The organism is Micromonospora sp. ATLC16 (assembly GCF_057196645.1).
In genome coordinates, this window is sequence record NZ_JBXUOW010000088.1 from 1 (window position 1) to 17,773 (window position 17,773).

14 protein-coding genes are annotated in these 17,773 nt (G+C 71.0%); 1 reads left to right on the forward strand and 13 read right to left on the reverse strand.

What is annotated here, in order from left to right:
* From AC2CHE_RS24300 to AC2CHE_RS24330, 7 genes are all read right to left on the reverse strand, one after another.
* On the reverse strand, positions 1-1,605 hold a 1,605-nt coding region (locus tag AC2CHE_RS24300; protein WP_484507167.1), incomplete at its 3' end, for a lipopolysaccharide biosynthesis protein.
* Positions 1,602-2,873: an O-antigen ligase family protein gene (locus AC2CHE_RS24305; RefSeq protein WP_484507177.1), complete on the reverse strand. Its 1,272-nt coding sequence runs from the start codon at positions 2,871-2,873 to the stop codon at positions 1,602-1,604. The genes AC2CHE_RS24300 and AC2CHE_RS24305, both read right to left, overlap by 4 nt.
* 78 nt (positions 2,874-2,951) lie before the next feature.
* Positions 2,952-4,553, reverse strand: coding sequence for a GumC domain-containing protein (locus AC2CHE_RS24310; RefSeq protein WP_484507168.1), 1,602 nt, complete (start codon positions 4,551-4,553; stop codon positions 2,952-2,954).
* Positions 4,546-5,088, reverse strand: a complete 543-nt coding sequence (locus tag AC2CHE_RS24315; protein WP_484507169.1) for an acyltransferase — start codon at positions 5,086-5,088, stop codon at positions 4,546-4,548. The genes AC2CHE_RS24310 and AC2CHE_RS24315 overlap by 8 nt, the downstream gene beginning before the upstream one ends.
* Positions 5,089-5,181: 93 nt before the next feature.
* Complete coding sequence (locus AC2CHE_RS24320; RefSeq protein WP_484507178.1) at positions 5,182-7,167, reverse strand: hypothetical protein; 1,986 nt, start codon at positions 7,165-7,167, stop codon at positions 5,182-5,184.
* Between the two features lie 184 nt (positions 7,168-7,351).
* A complete protein-coding gene (locus tag AC2CHE_RS24325; protein WP_484507170.1) occupies positions 7,352-9,064 on the reverse strand; it encodes a glycosyl hydrolase in 1,713 nt (570 codons plus the stop codon).
* A gap of 308 nt (positions 9,065-9,372) precedes the next feature.
* On the reverse strand, positions 9,373-10,224 hold the full coding sequence (locus AC2CHE_RS24330) for a shikimate dehydrogenase (RefSeq protein WP_484507179.1): 852 nt from the start codon (positions 10,222-10,224) through the stop codon (positions 9,373-9,375).
* Between the two features lie 117 nt (positions 10,225-10,341).
* Between AC2CHE_RS24330 and AC2CHE_RS24335 the strand changes: the two genes are divergently transcribed.
* On the forward strand, positions 10,342-11,607 hold the full coding sequence (locus AC2CHE_RS24335) for an endo-1,4-beta-xylanase (protein WP_484507171.1): 1,266 nt from the start codon (positions 10,342-10,344) through the stop codon (positions 11,605-11,607).
* 22 nt (positions 11,608-11,629) lie between these two features.
* Here the strand turns inward: AC2CHE_RS24335 and mltG are convergent, their stop codons facing one another.
* The 6 genes from mltG to AC2CHE_RS24365 form a co-directional block, all read right to left on the reverse strand.
* Positions 11,630-12,826: an endolytic transglycosylase MltG gene (mltG, locus tag AC2CHE_RS24340; protein ID WP_484507172.1), complete on the reverse strand. Its 1,197-nt coding sequence runs from the start codon at positions 12,824-12,826 to the stop codon at positions 11,630-11,632.
* Complete coding sequence (gene ruvX, locus AC2CHE_RS24345; RefSeq protein WP_484507173.1) at positions 12,823-13,284, reverse strand: Holliday junction resolvase RuvX; 462 nt, start codon at positions 13,282-13,284, stop codon at positions 12,823-12,825. Before ruvX ends, mltG begins: the two co-directional genes overlap by 4 nt.
* 73 nt (positions 13,285-13,357) lie before the next feature.
* Complete coding sequence (gene alaS / locus AC2CHE_RS24350) at positions 13,358-16,036, reverse strand: alanine--tRNA ligase (RefSeq protein ID WP_484507174.1); 2,679 nt, start codon at positions 16,034-16,036, stop codon at positions 13,358-13,360.
* The gene (locus AC2CHE_RS24355; protein WP_484507175.1) at positions 16,033-16,338 is read right to left on the reverse strand and encodes a hypothetical protein; all 306 of its coding nucleotides are present in this window, start codon (positions 16,336-16,338) and stop codon (positions 16,033-16,035) included. Before AC2CHE_RS24355 ends, alaS begins: the two co-directional genes overlap by 4 nt.
* Before the next feature lie 25 nt (positions 16,339-16,363).
* The gene (locus tag AC2CHE_RS24360; RefSeq protein WP_484507176.1) at positions 16,364-16,825 is read right to left on the reverse strand and encodes a DUF948 domain-containing protein; all 462 of its coding nucleotides are present in this window, start codon (positions 16,823-16,825) and stop codon (positions 16,364-16,366) included.
* Between the two features lie 138 nt (positions 16,826-16,963).
* Entirely contained in the window at positions 16,964-17,680 is a 717-nt protein-coding gene (locus AC2CHE_RS24365; protein ID WP_484507180.1) for a hypothetical protein, read from the reverse strand.
* Positions 17,681-17,773 lie beyond the last annotated feature (93 nt).

Here is a 17,773-nt window from a genome sequence, read left to right on the forward strand (position 1 = left end):
CACGCAGCGCCCCCCCCGCCGCCCCGCGCCGCGCGGCGCGGGCCCGGCCCCCCCCCCCCCCCCCCCCCCCCCACGGATCTGCACCATGGTCACCCGGATGCCGCGTCGCACCCGGGGCAACGTCAACAAGCCGACGCAGACGGTGGCGAGCGTGGCCACCGCGAGCGCCAGTCCGGCGATGCCTCTGCCGGCCACGGCCAGCCCGGCCACCGCCGCCAGCCCGACCCCGGCCACGGTGACCGCCGCCGCGACCAGCATCCGGGCGTCCACCAGGGGTTGGCGCACCACCAGCCGGGCGAAGGTGGCCGCGCAGAGGTTCTCGGTCACGATGCCGGCGGCCCAGGCGATCGCCGCGCCGGTCGCCCCGTGGGCGGGGATCAGCGCCAGCCCGCCGCCGACGGTGACCAGCAGCCCGGCCAGCGCCGCGGCCAGGTGCAGGCCGCTGCGCCCGCCCATCAGCAGCAGGCTCTGCACGTTGCCGACCCCGGTGTTGACCAGCATCGCCACGGCGAGCACCGTCATCGCGGCAGCGCCGGCGGTGAACTCGGGGCCGAACAGCGCCAGGAACGCCGGTGCGAAGGCGGCGAGCAGCAGGTACACCGGCCAGGAGAGCACCAGCCCCCAGCCGGTCAACTGCCGGTGCACGGCCGCGGCGGCGGCCCGCTCCCCCCGGCCCAGCAGCCGGGACAGTTGCGGGGCGACGGCCACCCGCAGCCCCTGCATGGCAAGTTGGCCGGCGAGGACGTAGCGGCCGACGGCCCCGAAGACACCGGCGTCGGCCGGGCCAGCCATGGCCGAGGTGAGCAGCACGCCGATCCACATGCTGCCCGCGTCGATCGCCGCCGAGGCGGCTCGGGGCAGCGCGAACCGCCAGAACGTGGACCAGTCACCGGGTTGCGGGCGCAGCCGGGCACCCGCGCCGATCCCGAGCGGCCCGGCCACCAGGATCAGGCACACCAGCAGCGCCACGGCGGCGGGCACCAGCCAGCCGGTCATCCCCGCCAGCAGCCCCCCACCGGCGAGCACTGCCGCACCGACCAGCAGCGGACGGGCGATCGGCAGCAGCAGGAACTGCACCGAGACGTAGGACCGCATCGGACGTACGCAGCGCACGACGGCCAGCAGCAGGTTCATCGCGACCACCACGGGTACCGCCGCGAAGGTCACCACCAACAGTGGGCCACCCGCCGGGCCCAGCAGTCGGCCGGCGAGCGGCCCGGCGACAACCGCGCCACCCACCGCGACCAGCACGGCGAACAGCAACGGTGGGGTCAGGGCGACCGGCAGCACCCGGGCGCCGTCGCCGGCCCGCCGCCGGGGCAGCGCCCAGATCAGACCGGTCTCCGCGCCGAGGGTGCAGATCGCGGCGGCGACTGTCACCACGCCGATCGCGGCGAAGAACGCGCCCGCTCCGGTGGTGCCGTAGCCACGGGTGATGACGACCGCGAGCACGAAGCCGAACAGCCCGCTGGTCGCCGCGCCGAGCAGCCCGGCCACGCCGCTGCGGGTGCTGCGCCGGGTCTCGGCCGCGCCGTCCACCGGCGCGAGGGTGCTCGGCGTACCCCCGGGGCCGTCTCCCGTCGGTGGGCTGGTGGTCGCCGTCATGCCCGCATCACCACCGTCTGCCGCGGCATCCCGCGAGACGGGGTGCGGCGTTCGCGTTCGCGAAGCGCGAGCGCGAAGGCCACCGCGAAGAAGGCCACCGCGAGGTTCTGGTTGGCCATTCCGTAGAAGGGCACCTGTACCAGGCAGATCACCGGGACGACGGAGAGCCACTGACCGGCCGCCGAGGTGGCCCGGGCGCAGATCAGCGCGGCGGCGACGAACCAGGCCAGGAAGCACAGCAGGGCCGGCACGCCATGACTGAACAACACCATCCACAACTGCCCCTGGGTGCCGATCGGCGCGTCGGCGGTCACGGTGTCCACCTCCATCGGCGCGCCGTAGCCCAGCCAGGGCGAGTCACCCACCCGGCGCAGCACCTCGCTGTAGAGCGACAGCCGGTCGGTGTTGGTGTCGCTGGACTCGACCCGATTACCGATCAGCTCGGCGACCGGGATGAACAGACTGGCCATGCCACCGAGCACCGCCATGCCGCCGATGGAGGCGGCCACCCGGGTGTTGCCGCGCAGCGCCGCTCGCACCCCGAGCACGGCCAGGCCCACACCGAGGCTGAGGAACATCGCCCGGTTGAGCGTGAGGAACGCCGGGACCAGCGACACCGGCAGCGACGCCAGCAACGCCCAGCGCAGCAGGCCGCGCCGACGCAACATGGTGTACGCGACCACGCACGGCAACGTTATCGCGTACGCGCTGCCATAGTTGTTGGTGTACGCGTACGGGGCCGCCGGCCGGTAGATCGGGTTGAGTGACCGGGCGCTGTATTCCGCGGTGGTCAGGTGGACCATGTCGCTGATGAACGGCACCTGGGACACACCCGGCGGCAGCAGCGCCTCGACCGGCGTGGTCAGTTCCAGGCGCGGCACCAGCACCCCAAGCCACCCCAGGGCGACCAGCCCGAACCAGAACGCGCACAGCGGCACCAGCACGGCCGCCTGGTCGGGACGCTCCCGGGCGACGGTGTAGACGTAGACCGCGACGACCAGCGCGGTCAGGTAGAACGCCAGCCGCAGCACGAAGGTCGGCAACGAGGTCGGGGACGCCAGCTGGGTCGCGCTGGCCACCACGAGGGCCAGGAACAGCAGCCAGATCCCCACGGCGGGCGGCAGCGGCACCCGGCCCCGGGTGGCCAGCAGGGTGAACAGCAGGGCACCCAGCAGCGGCCAGCCGAGGTAGAAGGTGCCGGCCACCCACCAGAGCGGGACCAGCCCGAACATCGCCGCCAACGGCCACAGCGGCAGGCGGGGCGGCATGACCGGCGGGGGTCGGGTGGCGGCGCCGGCCGGTAGGGGCGGCTCGGTGGTCGCCGGGGCGCGGGTGACCGGCACGCCTCAGCTCCGCCCGCTGCGGCACAGCACGAACCCGAGCGGGTTGACCCCGGCCGCCCGCAGCCGCTCGGCGAGCCGCCGCAGGTCGGCCTGCCGGGTGCGGTCCCGTTCGACGACGACCACGGCGGTGCCCTGCCGGGCCACCGCCACGCCCCGCTCGTCAGCCTCGGCGGGCGGAGCGTTGTAGAGCACGAGACGCTGGTCGGCGCCCAGCCGCCAGGTGCCGAACCGCACGGTGCCGGCACCCACCGCCACCGGCTCGTCGTCACTCGCCCGTCCGTTGTCGGTACGGCTGGCAGTCTTGGCGACCCGGGGCAGGGTGAGGGTGGCCTCCGGGTCGGTCGAGGGTCGGGCGCCGATCGGATGTGGGGAGGGACGTCGGGCGATGACCTCGGCGGGACCGTCATCGGTGTCCGTGGGGGCGGTGCGGGGCTTGGGTACGGCGGGCCGGGACGGATCGATGGCCGCCGGCAACCGGCCCCGGTCGGTGAGCACCGTGGCCCGCAGCCGGTCGATCCGGCCGCTGTCGTCGGCCACGAACACCTCCCGCCCGGCCACGGCGAGGGCGACCGCGAGCCCGGCGGTGATCGAGGTGGCGTCCTCCCGGGCGGTCACCACGGCGACCCGGGCAGGCTCGCGTACCCGCTCGGCGATGGCCATCGCCACGTAGCGGATGTCGGCGTCGACCGCCCGGTCGCGTAGCCGGGCGCGGCGGACGGTGCCCAGCAGCGGCAGTCCGGTGTTGTCCCGCGCATCGGCCACGCTGCGGATGCGCCGGTCGGCCGACTCCCACAGGAAGGCGAGCACCAGCCCGATCACGGTCCCACCGAGCAGCCCACCGGCGAGCAGCATCGACGAGCTGCCGGCGGTGGTGGCCAACGCCTGCTCGGCGCTGCGGGTGACCCAGCCCGGGTTCACGTCGACCGCCGCGATCTCCGTCCGGGCGGAGCTGAGCTGGGTGAGCTGGTTGTTGATGCCCCCGAGTTCGGCGACGGCGGCTTCGGCGGCGGAGGCGTCCCGGGCGTTGGTGATCCGGCGCTGCACGGTGTTGCGCTGGGTGATGATCTTCTTGATGCTCTCGTCGTACGAGTTCAGCATCTCCGCGCGCTGCTTCTCGTACATCCCGCGCCGGATCTCCAGGTAGCTCTGCGCGGCCAGGTTGGCGCCCGCCACCGCTCGTTCGGCGTCGCCGGCCTGGTAGATGAAGCGCAGGATCTGGCCACCGGTGGGCACCTCGACCTCAAGGGCGTCACGTACCGTGCGCTGGTCCGAGTCGAAGGTCGCGGCCAGCTTCCCGACGACCTCGGTGCCGGTGGCGATCCCGCTCTCCACGTTCATGTTCACCGCCCGGTCGGCGGCGGCGCCGCTGGGCGTGAAGGCGTCGGTGACCACCGGCCGGACCGCCACCACCGCGCTCGCCGTCACCGAGGCCGGTGCCACCAGCACGTAGCCGACCGCGGCGAGCAGTCCACAGAGGGCCACCGCCGCGACCAACCGGATCCGGTGCAGCGGTACCCGCACCACGTCGGCGATGGTGACGCTGCGGGACGTCGAAGCGGTGGTCGGGCCGTCTCCGGTCCAGGGGCTGGGCGCGGCATCAGTCATGGAACTTCTTCGCTATCTGTTGTGGATTGCCGATCACCACGACCCCCGGCGGGACGTCGGCCCGGACCACCGTCGCGGCACCCACGACGCTGTCCCGGCCGATCCGCACCCCCTTCATCACCAGCGCGTGCGCGCCGATCCACACGTTGTCCTCGACGGTGATCGGCGCTCGGGTGGCCGCCGTGGGCGGGTCGTGACGGCGCTCGGGGGCCAGGTTGTGGAAGTCGTTGTCGAGCAGTTCGCAGTCCGACAGCAGGCACCGGTCGCCGATGGTCACCGAGGTCCAGGTGCCGATCCAGGTCGCGTTGAGCAGACAGTCGGCGCCGACGCGTACCTCACCGGGGCCGGCGAAGCGGACCAGCTTGTTCACGCGGGTGTGCGCACCGATGCTGACCCGGACACCGCGACGCAGCCGGAGCCGGCCACGGATCTCCACCCCCGCGCCCAGTCGCAGACGCGGGTAGCGCAGCCGATACCAGCCACGCTTGACCGCGAAGACGGTACGCACGACGAGTCCACGTCGGATGCCGGACAACGAGCCTCCCCACCTTTCTCGGGTCGGCGGCGGGTTGCCCCGCGCCGACCCGAGGTGAACAAACTACCGAGGATTCGTTACGAACGGTGAACGCTAGGGCACCGAAAAGAACATCGACGCGGTCGACCAGGTCAGCTCCGGCGTCGCCTCCGCGACGAGCGTCGACTCCGCGCCGTTGACCGCGGCGGTGGCCGCCATGGTCGGGTCGAAGGCCACGCTGCGCAGCGACCCGTCGGTCGCCCCGTGGACGATCTTTCCGTCCACCCAGGCCATGCCGCGCACCCCGGACCAGGTCACACCTGTGGTGGGCAGGGCGAACTCGGTGGCGCCCAGGTAACTGCCGTCGATCTCGAAGTAGCGGTAGTAGAGGTTGTTGGCACCGCTGCGGGTGTAGTAGAGCCGGCCGTCGAGATAGAACGCGCCGGTCAACAGCGCCGGGTTGTACCAGTCGTTGTAGCCGGACGCCTCCCACGGCCCACCGATCGTCGAGCCGTTGAACAGCGAGATGTCGATCCGGCTGCCGGTCGGTGTCTCGGCGACCACGTGGGACCAGTAGATCCGGTCGTCGACCAGCCAGGTCGCGCCCGCGTCGGTGTAGTCCGGCTGGCTGGCGACGGTGGTGTCGGCGGTGTCCAGGGCGGCGCCGTCGAACGGCACCCTGGCCACCTCACCGGGACCGACGTTCAGGTGGAGGTGCCCGTTGCTCCCGGTGGGCGGGTTCTTCGGGATGATCGTGCGCCCACCGCTGATCGGGAACACGCCGAGCCGGCCGTGGTACTCGTTGCCCATGCCGTCCGAGTTGTGTCCGAAGTAGAGTCCGGCGGTGCCCCGCCACAGCACCGGCACCGCCGATCCCCAGGAGCTGGCGCCGGAGGGCAGGTCGGAGCCGCCGCTGCGGCGCGGGTTCCAGTTCACCGGCATGCCGGTGGCCGGGGTGACCGCGGCGATGCCCAGCCGGTCGATGGCACCGTTGCCGGCCCGGTCGCTGGCGTTCGGGTTGTTCAGCCAGCGGAAGTGCCCGCCGAGGTAGATCATGTTGTCGGCCACCTCGACCGAGGTGATGGTGTCGTTACCGGTGAAGTTCACCCAGGTGGCGACCTGGCTGGGCCCCCGGCTGGCGGTCTCGAAGCGGACCAGGGCGTCGCAGTAGGCGCTCGGCCAGCCCCTCCCGCCGTTGGTGCCGACGACGAACCAGGTGCCGTCGCCGCCGAAGCGAACGTCCTGCACGTAGTGCACGAACGTCGTCGGGTTGGCGCACGGCGCGACGAACCGCTCCGAACTCCAGTCGATGACGCTCGGGGTGCCCGTCAGGTCGACCAGCGCGATCTGGTTTCGCGACAGCTCGTTGACGTAGAGGAAGTTGCCGCCGACGACGAGCGTGCCGCCGTCCGGGGAGACGTCGATGGTCCAGGCGTACATGCTGGTGTCGTGCCGGCCGACGCTGGTGTTGATCTCGAAGGTCGGATCGATCTCGCCGGTCGTCGCGTCCAACCGGCCGAGCCCGGAGTGCGCGGTGCCGTTGAGCCAGTTGAAGGCCCCGGCCACGTAGAGCCAGTTGCCGTGCAGCACCAGGTCACGCACGGTGCCGCCGTCGGATCGCCCGGCCCAGCTGTCAATGATCATCCCGGTCGAGGGTTCGAGCGCGACCAGGTTCTTGCGGGACACGCCGTTGACGTTCTTGAAGGCCCCACCGACGATCAGCGTGCCGCCCGGGCCGACCATGAGCGAGTTGACCGCGCCGTCGAGCACCGGCAGGAAGGTCGTCGAGATCGTCCCGGTGGTGCGGTCGTACGCGAAGAGATAGCTGCGGGCGATCCAGGCAGAGCTTGCCGTCTGCCGGATTTGCGTGAAACTTCCTCCCACGTAGACCGTGTCGCCGATCTCGGCGAAGGCGCGAGCCTCGCCGTTGCGGGCGTGCGGGGTCTGGTCGGCCGGATCGGTCGACACCAGGGTGGCCGGCTCGGGTACCGGCACCACGGCCGCGGCCGCCACGGTGGGCACGACCAGCACGGCCGCGACGGTCACCAACGCGACGGCCGCAGCCCGGAATCGAAGCCGACGGGCGGAACGCCACGACAAGGAGTATCTGGGCACGCTACGCCTCCAGAGTGGACGAGAATGCACGTAGCGTGCCCGCTCCACGCCGGAGGGCGGCATCCGCCGATTGGGCGGACGGTGGATCAGGAAGCGGACAACCTCGGCGACGGTCGGATTTCCGACAATCGCCGTGGCGGCCCGCTTCCGCGGCTCAGCTCACCTCGATTCAGCGACTTCCTCCCGTCGGCTGCCGCAGGTAGCTGTCCCGTCCTGCGGCGGCGAACCCGGCCACCGCCGACGCGTTCTGATTCATCATCATGTTGCAGGTGCTGGTGGTCTTCGTCATGCCTGCCGAGTTGAAGTAGACCGCCGCCTTGATCTTCGGATGGGCCTTCAGCGCCGCCGGGAACTCCTCGAACCAGCGTCGCTTGGCGTTCGGATCTGCGGCGTTCATGTTGGTGCCGAACTCGGCCAGCATCCGGGGCTTGCCCGCACCGATGCCGTTCTGGTCGAGCCACCGGTAGAAGGAGCCGACAGTGGTGCTGGGGCTCTTCCAGACCGTGCTGCCGTTGCAGACGTGGAAGTTGTACGGATCCCAGGCCACCCAGTCGACATAACGGTCACCGGGATAGAGCCCGGCGTAGCGGTCGTAGTGACCGGACCAGCCCATCATCGTCCACACCCAGACGGCGTTGTCGGCCTTGGCGTCGGCGAACCGGTCGTGCACGTACCGCCAGGCCCGGACGAAGTCGGCGTCGCTACCCTTGGCCGGCTCGTCCTCCGGCTCGTGGTCGAACCCGATGAAGACCGGCTGGCCGATCGCCCGGATCCGCCCGGCGACCGCGTCGATTGTCGCGTCGTACCGCCCGCTGTAAACGTCCTTCCAGGTCAGCACCGCACCCGAGGAGAAGACCCGACTCTCCCAGGCGAAGAACATGAGCCTTCCCTCGCGCATCTGTCGCTGCTGGAACTCGTCGGGGAAGGCGCCGTTGCTGCCGGTGTTCGAGAAGTCGTGATAGCGGTGGACGATGTCGAACTTCCGCCCCACCTGCTTCTCCACGTCGGTGACGGCCTTGCCGTGATCCCATCCGGCGGCGGCGTTCGTCGGCGAGTACATCCCCCACCAGGCACCGCAGCCGGGGATCAGCTTCGCCGAGACCGTCCCGCACTTGCCCGGCTTCGACGGCGGCGGTGTGGTGGGGCTGGGCCGGGCGGGCGACGGGCTCACGCTGGGCGAGGCGGTCGGCGAGGCCGGGGGACGGCTGGCGGTGGCCGTCGGCGTCGGCGTCGGCGCGGCGCTGGGTGAGGCGGACGGCGGTCGGATACCCACGCCGTCATAGCTGATCGTCAGGCTCGGACGCAGGTCGGGGTTGCGGTTCTCGCCGGAAGCCCAGTAAATGCGGGTGTCCAACCCGGTCTGCGCCAGCGACAGGGTCCAGATGCCGTTGCCGTTGACCAGGCCCGAGACGTCCCATTCGTTGACGCCCTTGGCGACGCCGGTGACCGTGTCCAGCGCCGCGCCCAGCGGCGTCGGCACCGGACGGGCCGCCCGGGCGTCGAGTTGGGACTCGTGCGCGGTGACCGTCGCCTGGAACTTCCGCCAGGCGTGCACCCGCAGCGTGGCCCGCACGTTCATCGCGTTCGCCGGCAGCTTGGTGACCAGGAAGGTCAGCACCGCCTCGCGGGAGCCACGGGGGTTGCCGTCGCAGGGTGCGGGGCACGTCGCGAGCGTCGTCTTGACGCTGTTGTCACCGTCCTGCGGCACCGCCGTGGCGGTGGTGTCGGCCACCACCGATATCGACAGGCCGTCATCGGCGAGCAGCGGCACCATGGTCGCGCCGATCCCCACTACCACAGTGGTGCCGATGACGCCGAGCATCACGGCCTTACGCTGGCCGCCACGGCGCGGGATCATGCGGTGCAGTCCGCGACTGGTCACGGATACTCCTCGTGTCTTCGACGATAACGCTGAGCAGCGTATCCGGGTACACAACGGAGCGTGCGAATGACGACAGGACCTAAGCGCGTCTTAAACCTTACCTAAGACACCCCCACCCCCACCCCACCCCACCCACCTCGCCCAACTCCGTTGATCATGAGGTTAGCGGCAAGGTTGATCTCCATATTCGCCGCTAACCTCATGATCAACGGAGTTGGTTAGCGGGGTGGCGGCGGGCGGCGGGCGGCGCCGCGTTGGGGACCGTCACCTTGAGCGTGGCCGCATAGGGCCGCCGGGCGGGCAGAGGATCAGGTACCGGCGCGGGTGGCGGTGGTGAGGGCGGCGGCCATTGCGGAGCGGGGGGCGGGTGTGTTGGTGAACTGCTCGAACTGGCCGATCGCCTGGGCCAGCAGCAGGTCGAGGCCGGAGACGATCCGGCAGCCGGCGGCCTCGGCGGCGGCGGCCAGCGGGGTGGGCCACGGGTCGTAGATCGCGTCGAAGACGACCGTGCCGGCTCGCCAGGGCACCCTGCCGGCCAGTTCGTCGGCGGCCCCCTTCGGCACGGTGGAGATCAGCACGTCGACGCCGGCCAGCACCGACGCCTCGGCACGCGACACATCCGGCCACGGTGCGCTGGTCATCGCCACGCCGAGGGCGGCGGCGACCGGTTCCAGTTCGGCGACCGCCGCCGGACGGCGGGCGATCACGGTAACCCCGGCCGCGCGCAACCGGGCCGCCGACGCGAGGGCCGCCCGCGCGGTACCGCCCGCGCCGAGCACGGTGACGGTGGCACCCGGGCGTACGCCCGCCTCGGTCAGCACCTCGACCATGCCGCTGACGTCGGTGTTGTCGGCGTACCAGGAGCCGTCGTTTCGGCGTACCAACGTGTTTGCCGCACCCACGGCGGCGGCTACCGGCGAGACCTCGGCGGCCACCGCGAGCGCCGCCTCCTTGCCCGGCATGGTCACCGACAGCCCGGCCCACTCCGGGCCGAGGCCGGCGACCAGGGCCGGCAGCTCCGCCGCCGCGCACTCGATCCGGGTGTACGACCACCCGGTCAACCCGGCGGCGGCGTACCCGGCATTGTGGATCACCGGGGAGAGCGAATGGGCGATCGGCTTGCCCAGCACCGCCGCCCGGTGCGCCGCTGTCCCGTGCACCGACGCCTCGATCGCTGACGCCGCACGCCCCGACGCCGCACGCCCCGAAGCCGCGTTCCCTGGCTCAGCCACCATCGCTCCTCAGCAGCACGCGCACCTGTCGCCTAACATCCAACAATGTCTGACAGCAGTCTGCGGCACCGCAAGGGCGAGATCACCCTCACCGTCCGAGGCGCCGACCGGCAGCCGCTCGCCGACCAGGCGGTGACTGTCGCCCAGGACCGGCACGCCTTCGCCTTCGGGAACATCGGTTTCGACTTCGTCAACCTGGTGGGCGGCCCCGGCCTGACGGAGACCACAGACGTCGAAAGCCTCGGTGGGACCGACCACCTGGATCTGGACCGCCTGGGTGAGCTGTGGCTGAACCTGTTCAACACCGCGACCCTGCCGTTCTACTGGGGTCGCTACGAGCCGCGGCGCGGCGCGCCCGACACCGAACGCCTCACCGCCACGGCGCGATGGCTGGCCGAACGGGGCGTCACCGTCAAGGGTCATCCGCTGGTCTGGCACACCGTGCAGCCGTCGTGGCTGCTCGATCTGGACCTCGATGAGGTCGAAGGGCTGCTGCGGGCCCGCGTCCGAGACCTGGCCGGTGGATTCGCCGGCCTGATCGACACCTGGGACGCGATAAACGAGGCGGTCATCATGCCCGTCTTCGACAACGGCGACAACGCGATCACCCCGCTGGCCCGGGCACGCGGACGCATCCACCTGGTGCGGTTGGCGTTCGAGGAGGCTCGGGCGGCCAACCCGGCGGCCACCCTGGTGCTCAACGACTTCGACCTCAGCGCGGCGTACGAATGCCTCATCGAGGGAGTCCTCGAAGCCGGCGTCCGCATCGACGCGATCGGCCTGCAGACCCACATGCACCAGGGGTACCGGGGCGAGGAGTACATGCAGCAGATGCTCGACCGGTTCGCCCGGTACGAGTTGCCGCTGCACCTGACCGAGACCACCCTGGTCTCCGGGCACCTGATGCCGCCCGAGATCGAGGACCTGAACGACTACCAGATCCCGCACTGGCCGAGCACGCCGGAGGGCGAGGCGCGGCAGGCCGAGGAGATCGTTCGGCACTACCGTTCGCTGCTCGCCCACCCGGCGGTCCAGTCGGTCAACTACTGGGGGCTCACCGACCGGGGCGCCTGGCTCGGCGCGCCCGCCGGACTGGTCCGCGCCGACGGCAGCCCGAAGCCGGCGTTCGACGCCCTGGCAGCCCTGGTCAAGGGCGAGTGGTGGCTGCCGCCGACCACGATGCGCACCGGAGCGGACGGCACCCTCACCATCGCCGGTTTCCTCGGTGACTACACCGTCAGCGCCGCAGACCGCACCGCCCGCTTCACCATCGATGCCGCCGACACCACAGCCGCCGTCGACCTGTCCTGACCCGCGGGCCCGCAGGGGCCGGTCAGAGGACGCCGGCCTCCTTGGCTTTGTCGATGTTGCGCAGGTGCTCGTTGTAGTCGCTGGTGAAGGCGGAGTTGCCCTGCTTGTCGATCGCCACGAAGAAGAGCCAGTCTTCGGGCGGCGGGTCCATCGCCCCCTTCAGGGCCTCCTTACCCGGATTGTTGATCGGGGTGGGGATCATGCCCTGCAGCTTGCGGTTGTACGGGTTCTTCGGGTTGTCGAGGTCGCTCGCCGTCATCTGCCCGGAGGTCTTCGCCTCCTGGCCGGTGAGTTCGAAGTAGTAGTTCACGGTGACGTCCATCTCCAGGCAGCCGCAGTCGAAGTTGCCCCGGTACACCCGGTTGTAGGCGACCCGGGCGACCTTGCCGAGATCCTTCTTGGTGCCGGCCTCGGCCTGGGCCAGCGACGCCACGATCAGCGCCTCGTACGGGCTGATCCCGCCGCGCTCCTTCTGCACCCGGTCGGCGAACTCCATCTCACCGGTGACGGTGAGGAAGTGGTCGACCATCTGCCCCAGGATCTCCTCGGCGGTGGAGTCCGGCGGGATCTCGTAGGTGTCGGGGAAGAGGAAACCCTCGATCGACTTCTTGGGCTTCTTGCCGTCCGTCCGCTTGAACCACCAGTCCGGCACGCCGAGCTTCTCCGGGTCCTTCGCGGCGGTCTCGAACTCCTTGACCGGGATGTCGGTGTGCTTGCTGAGCAGCTTGAAGATGTTCTTCGCGGTCCGCCCCTCGGGGATGGTGAGCCCGTCGACCACCCGGTTCTTCGGGTCGAGCATCGCGGCCAGGGCCGACTCACCGCTCATCTGCTTACGCAGCGTGTACGTGCCGGGCTGGATGTTGCGGCTGCGGGAGTTGTCGTCGGCCGCCTCGATGAACGCCTTGGTGCTCTTGATCACACCGGCGTCGTAGAGCGCCACGGCCATGTCGGCGAGGAACGCGCCCTGCGGGATCTGGACGGTCACCTCCTCGGTGCCGCCCCCGTCGTAGTCCGCGGTGACGAAGCGGCTCTGGATCCGGTCGAAGCCGTAGAAGGCACCTCCACCGATGGCGCCGAGCAGCACCACAGCCAGCAGCAGGGCCAGCGCGGTCTTGCCCCGCCCGCCACCGGACCGGCCGCCCTTACGGCGGCCCCGGCGGTGCTTGCCCTTATCCCCCCGCTCCTGCTCGTCGAACCCGAGGTCCAGATCGTCCATCATTGCGTCCGCCTCCGCTGCGCATCCAGCCAGCTCTGCAGAATTTCCACCGCGGCGGCCTGGTCGACCACCGCCCGTTGTCGCTTTCCTCGGACACCGCGCTCGGCAAGCCTACGGCTCGCCACGACCGTGGACATCCTCTCGTCGGTAAGCGTCACCGGGACAGGAGTTATCACACCGGCCAGTTGTCGAGCGTACGCCTTCACGTGCTCCGCCGCCGGGCCATGCTTGCCGGCCAGGTTGACCGGAAGGCCGACCACCACCTCGGCGGCCTGATGCTCGGCGACCAGCGCGGCGAGTTCGGCGACGTCCGACGGCACCGCACCTGACCTGGGGTTCTGCTCCCGTGCGAGGGTGACCAGCGGGGTGGCCAGAACCCCGTGCGGATCGGACCGGGAGATCCCGATCCGGACCTGCCCGACGTCCACTCCGAGCCGTACTCCACGGATCGGTTCGCTCACGCCGCGTCACCTCCCCCGACAAAGGCGTCAGGGCGGACCGAGCCGGCCCGCCCTGACACGTTGCGCTGACGACTCACGTGTCGGCAAGCGCCCGCTCGACCGTGAGCAACAGCCGGGGCACCTCCGACTCGGGCAGCCCGCCGCCCTGCGCCAGCTCGGGACTGCCGCCGCCACGGCCGGAGAACGCTGCCTTGACCAGTTCGTTCGCCGCGATGCCCCGGCTTCGGGCGGCCTGGTTCACCGCCACCACCAGCGACGCCTTGCCGTTGGCCCGGGCGGCCACCGTGACCACTCCCGGCCGGGACGCGTCGATCCGGCCCCGGATCTCCTGGGCGAGGGTACGGACGTCGTTGCCCGCCGCCCCCTCGGGCGCCTCGGTGCCCACGTAGGCGACCCCGTGCACGTCCTTGGCCTGGGCGACGAGCGCCGCCGCCCCACCGAGCACCAGCTGTGCGCGCAGCTTCTCCAGCTCCTTCTCCGCGTCGCGCAGCTGGGTGACCGTCTGCTCGACCCGATCGGCGACCTGCTCGGAGGGGACGCGGTACAGCTCGGCGAGGCGGGACACCAGCAGGTGCTCGCGGGCCAGGAAGTTGAACGCGTCCATCCCGACGAGCGCCTCGACCCGACGTACGCCGGAACCGATCGACGACTCGGAGAGGATCTTCACCAGGCCGAGCTGGCCGGAACGGGCCACGTGGGTGCCGCCGCACAGTTCGCGGGCGTAGTCACCGACCTCGACCACCCGGACGTGCTCGCCGTACTTCTCGCCGAACAGCGCCATGGCACCGATGCGTCGCGCCTCCTCCAGCGAGGTGACGAACGCGTGCACCTCCAGGTCGGCCAGCAGTACCTCGTTGACCTGCTGTTCCACGTCACGCAGCACGCTCGGCGCCACCCCGGTGGCGGTGTTGAAGTCGAAACGCAGTCGACCCGGGGCGTTCAGTGAGCCGGCCTGGGTGGCGGACTCACCGAGGAAGTTGCGCATGGTCTGGTGCACCAGGTGGGTGGCGGTGTGCGACCGGGAGATCGCCCGTCGCCGGCTGGTGTCGATCTCCGCGTACCCGGTCTCCCCGGCCCGCACCTCGCCGCGCAGCACCCGGGCGCGGTGCACGATCAGCCCCGGCACCGGCTGCTGCACGTCGAGGACCTCGACCTGGCCACCACCCACCGTGATCATCCCGAGGTCGGGCTGTTGTCCGCCGCCCTCGGCGTAGAACGGGGTGGTGTCGAGCACCAGTTCGACGGTGTCGCCCTCGACGGCCGCCGCGCGCGGACCGTCGGTGCCGAGCACCGCGCGGACCGTGGACTCGCGGGCCACCTCCGTGTAGCCGGTGAAGGTGACCGGACCGCCGGTGTCGAGCACCGACCGGTACGCCGACAGGTCGGTGTGCCCGGTCTTGCGTGCCTGCGCGTCGGCCTTGGCGCGGGCCCGCTGGTCGGCCATCAGCCGGCGGAAGCCCTCCTGGTCGACGGTGAGCCCCTGCTCGGCGGCGATCTCCAGAGTCAGATCGATCGGAAAGCCGTAGGTGTCGTGCAGCTGGAACGCCTGCTCCCCCGACAGCGCGCCGCCCCCGGCGCTGCGGGTCTGGGTGATGGCGGTGTCCAGGATCGTCGTCCCCGCCCGCAACGTGGCCAGGAACGCGTCCTCCTCGGCGTACGCGTACGCCGAGATCCGGTCGAAGTCCGCCGCCAGCTCCGGGTACGACGGGGCCATGCAGTCCCGCGCCACCGGCAGCAGCTCCGGCAGGGCCCGCTCCTGCCAGCCGAGCAGCCGCACCGACCGGATCGCCCGCCGCATGATCCGCCGCAGCACGTACCCGCGACCCTCGTTCGACGGGGTCACCCCGTCACCGATGAGCATCAGCGCGGTACGCACATGGTCGGCGATCACCCGCAGCCGCACGTCGTCCGGGTGCGACTGGTTGGCGGCGTGGCCCGAGTGCGCGCCGTACCGCTTGCCGGTCAGCTCCGCCGCCCGGTCCAGGATCGGGCGGACCTCGTCGATCTCGTAGAGGTTGTCGACGCCCTGCAGAATCGACGCCATCCGCTCCAGGCCCATGCCGGTGTCGATGTTCTTCGCCGGCAGCTCACCCAGGATCGGGAAGTTCTCCTTGTCGGTGCCCGGGCCCCGCTCGAACTGCATGAACACGAGGTTCCAGAACTCCAGGTACCGGTCCTCGTCGACCTCCGGGCCGCCCTCTGCGCCATAGGCCGGCCCCCGGTCGTAGTACAGCTCGGAGCACGGGCCGCACGGCCCGGGGATGCCCATGGACCAGAAGTTGTCCTTCTTGCCCCGGCGCACGATGCGCTCGTCGGGCACCCCGGTACGACGCCAGATGTCGTACGCCTCGTCGTCGTCGAGGTAGACCGTCGCCCAGATCCGCTCCGGATCCAGCCCGAACCCGCCGGCCTCGACCGACTTCGTGGCCAGCTCCCAGGCGAGCGGGATCGCCTGCTCCTTGAAGTAGTCGCCGAAGGAGAAGTTGCCGTTCATCTGGAAGAACGTCCCGTGCCGGCTGGTCTTGCCGACCTCGTCGATGTCCGGCGTACGGATGCACTTCTGGACACTGACCGCGCGCCGGTACGGCGGCGTCTGCTGCCCCAGGAAGTAGGGGACGAACTGCACCATGCCGGCGTTGACGAACAGCAGGTTCGGGTCGCTGATGGCGGGCAGCGGAGCGGACGGCACCACGGTGTGACCGTTCGCCTCGAAGTGGGCGAGATACCGCCGCTTGATCTCCGCCGTCTTCATCGCTCGTGTTCCTCCGGAAAGATCTCTCGGTCGCCGACACGCGGGTCCTCCCGCAGCTCGGCGAACTGGTCGTCGAACGCCTCGCCCTGGGCGAACGCCTCGTGGATCTCGTGCTCCCGCTCGGCCATCCCGGCGCGTACGTCCGCCACGAAGCTACGCAGTTCATCGACCAGTCCGCCAGCGGATTGCGACAGGTTGTCGGCAATGCCGGCCGGGGTGTACGCGTGCGCAGCACGGGTCGCCTTGCGCACCACCACGACACCGACGGCCAGCCCGATACCCAGCCAGAAAAGGCGCCTCATGCTCGTACCTCCGGTGCCGTCGGGGTCAGCGGTTTCCGCGCCGGGCGGCGCGCCGCTGAGCCTTGATGGTGTTCCGCACCTCGCGCTCGGTCTCGGCGTGCCGGCGGGTGGCGGCGGCCTTGCGCACGCCGTAGCCGAACGCGGCCACCTTCACCAACGGGTTGGCTGCCGCGGCGGAGACCACGGTGACCAGGTTGGCCACGTTGGCGCTGACGTTCTGCGCGTGACCGGTCATCGTGTCGACCTTGGCCAGTTGGAGGTTCACCCCGTCGAGCGAGGTCTGCACCTGCTCCAACGTCACGTTGACGTTGCGTACCGTGGTGTTGACGTCACCGAGCAGGGGGCCCGTCCGGTCGTTCAGGTCGTCGATCATGCGGGTGGTGGCGTCCACGGTGTGTCGCAGACGCAGGATGGGCAGCATCAGGATCAGCACCAGCATCGCGAACGCGATCGCCGCGATCAGCGCCGCGACCTCCAAAAAGCCCACGCCAGTCCTCCTCAAACTGTGCGGTCGGGGCGGAGCGCCCCGAGCCGCGCGACCGTCTCGCCCTCGTCAACGTCGGGTGCCCGGCCAAAGGCCGGTCACCACCAGCACCTGACCCTACCGTCCGTGATGACGATCGGCTCAGGACGGTGGTGACGGCGTCAGGTCGCTCAACGGGTCGTCGTTCACGGTCGGGTAGGGATCCTCACCGGTAAGCGACGGGTCGGTGCTCGGCTGTGGCCGCGTTCGCTCGTCGTCGATCGCGTTGCGCACCTTCACCGATACCAACGATCCGGGGCACTCCTGTGCGGCGGTGGACGGGTCGGGAGCCGGCACCACCGCGGGCTCGCCGTCCACCGGCGGCGGCACGCAGGTCCGTTCCCGTACCCAGAGGTCGAGGGTGAGTTCGTCCCGCCGCCAGCAGGTGTAGCTGCCCTTCTCCTCCTGCTCCGGGCAGTAGTTGGGCGTCCACCGCTGCCAGTCGTCGCGAGTCAGCGCGGCCTCGTAAGCCTGGGCCGTCTCGTCCGGCGACCGGTCGGAGGTGGCGGTGCGTTCCCGCAACCGACAGTCGAGCAGGCACCACTGGCTGCCGCTGACGTCATCGACCGGTTCGACCGAGGCCCAGGACGGCACCTCCAGTTCGTCCAGCGAGGCGAAGACCGGATCCCGGTTCATCGTCTGCACCCCGAAGAACGCGGGGAGAAGACCGAGCAGGAGGACGCTGGCCAGCACCAGCACGGCGGCACGCAGCCGCGGGGAACCTGGCGACTGGCGGCGCGACTCACCACCCTCGCCGGTCTGGTCGCCCTCGGGACGGTCGACATCGGCGGCCGGCGGCACCTCGGCACGTCGGGGCATCGGCTCCGCCCCGGGATGCCCGGACGCATCGGCCGGCGCCACGACAGCCGCGGCGCGGGCCACCGCCGGGGCCGCACCGCCGCGCCCGGGAGG

Bases quoted from the DNA above. Each gene is read 5' to 3' on its own strand.
- AC2CHE_RS24305 (WP_484507177.1), bottom strand. From the start codon at position 2,873: ATGCCGCCCCGCCTGCCGCTGTGGCCGTTGGCGGCGATGTTCGGGCTG.
- AC2CHE_RS24335 (WP_484507171.1), top strand. From the start codon at position 10,342: ATGTCTGACAGCAGTCTGCGGCACCGCAAGGGCGAGATCACCCTCACC.
- AC2CHE_RS24310 (WP_484507168.1), bottom strand. From the start codon at position 4,553: ATGACTGATGCCGCGCCCAGCCCCTGGACCGGAGACGGCCCGACCACC.
- alaS (WP_484507174.1), bottom strand. From the start codon at position 16,036: ATGAAGACGGCGGAGATCAAGCGGCGGTATCTCGCCCACTTCGAGGCG.
- AC2CHE_RS24365 (WP_484507180.1), bottom strand. From the start codon at position 17,680: ATGCCCCGACGTGCCGAGGTGCCGCCGGCCGCCGATGTCGACCGTCCC.
- mltG (WP_484507172.1), bottom strand. From the start codon at position 12,826: ATGATGGACGATCTGGACCTCGGGTTCGACGAGCAGGAGCGGGGGGAT.
- AC2CHE_RS24355 (WP_484507175.1), bottom strand. From the start codon at position 16,338: ATGAGGCGCCTTTTCTGGCTGGGTATCGGGCTGGCCGTCGGTGTCGTG.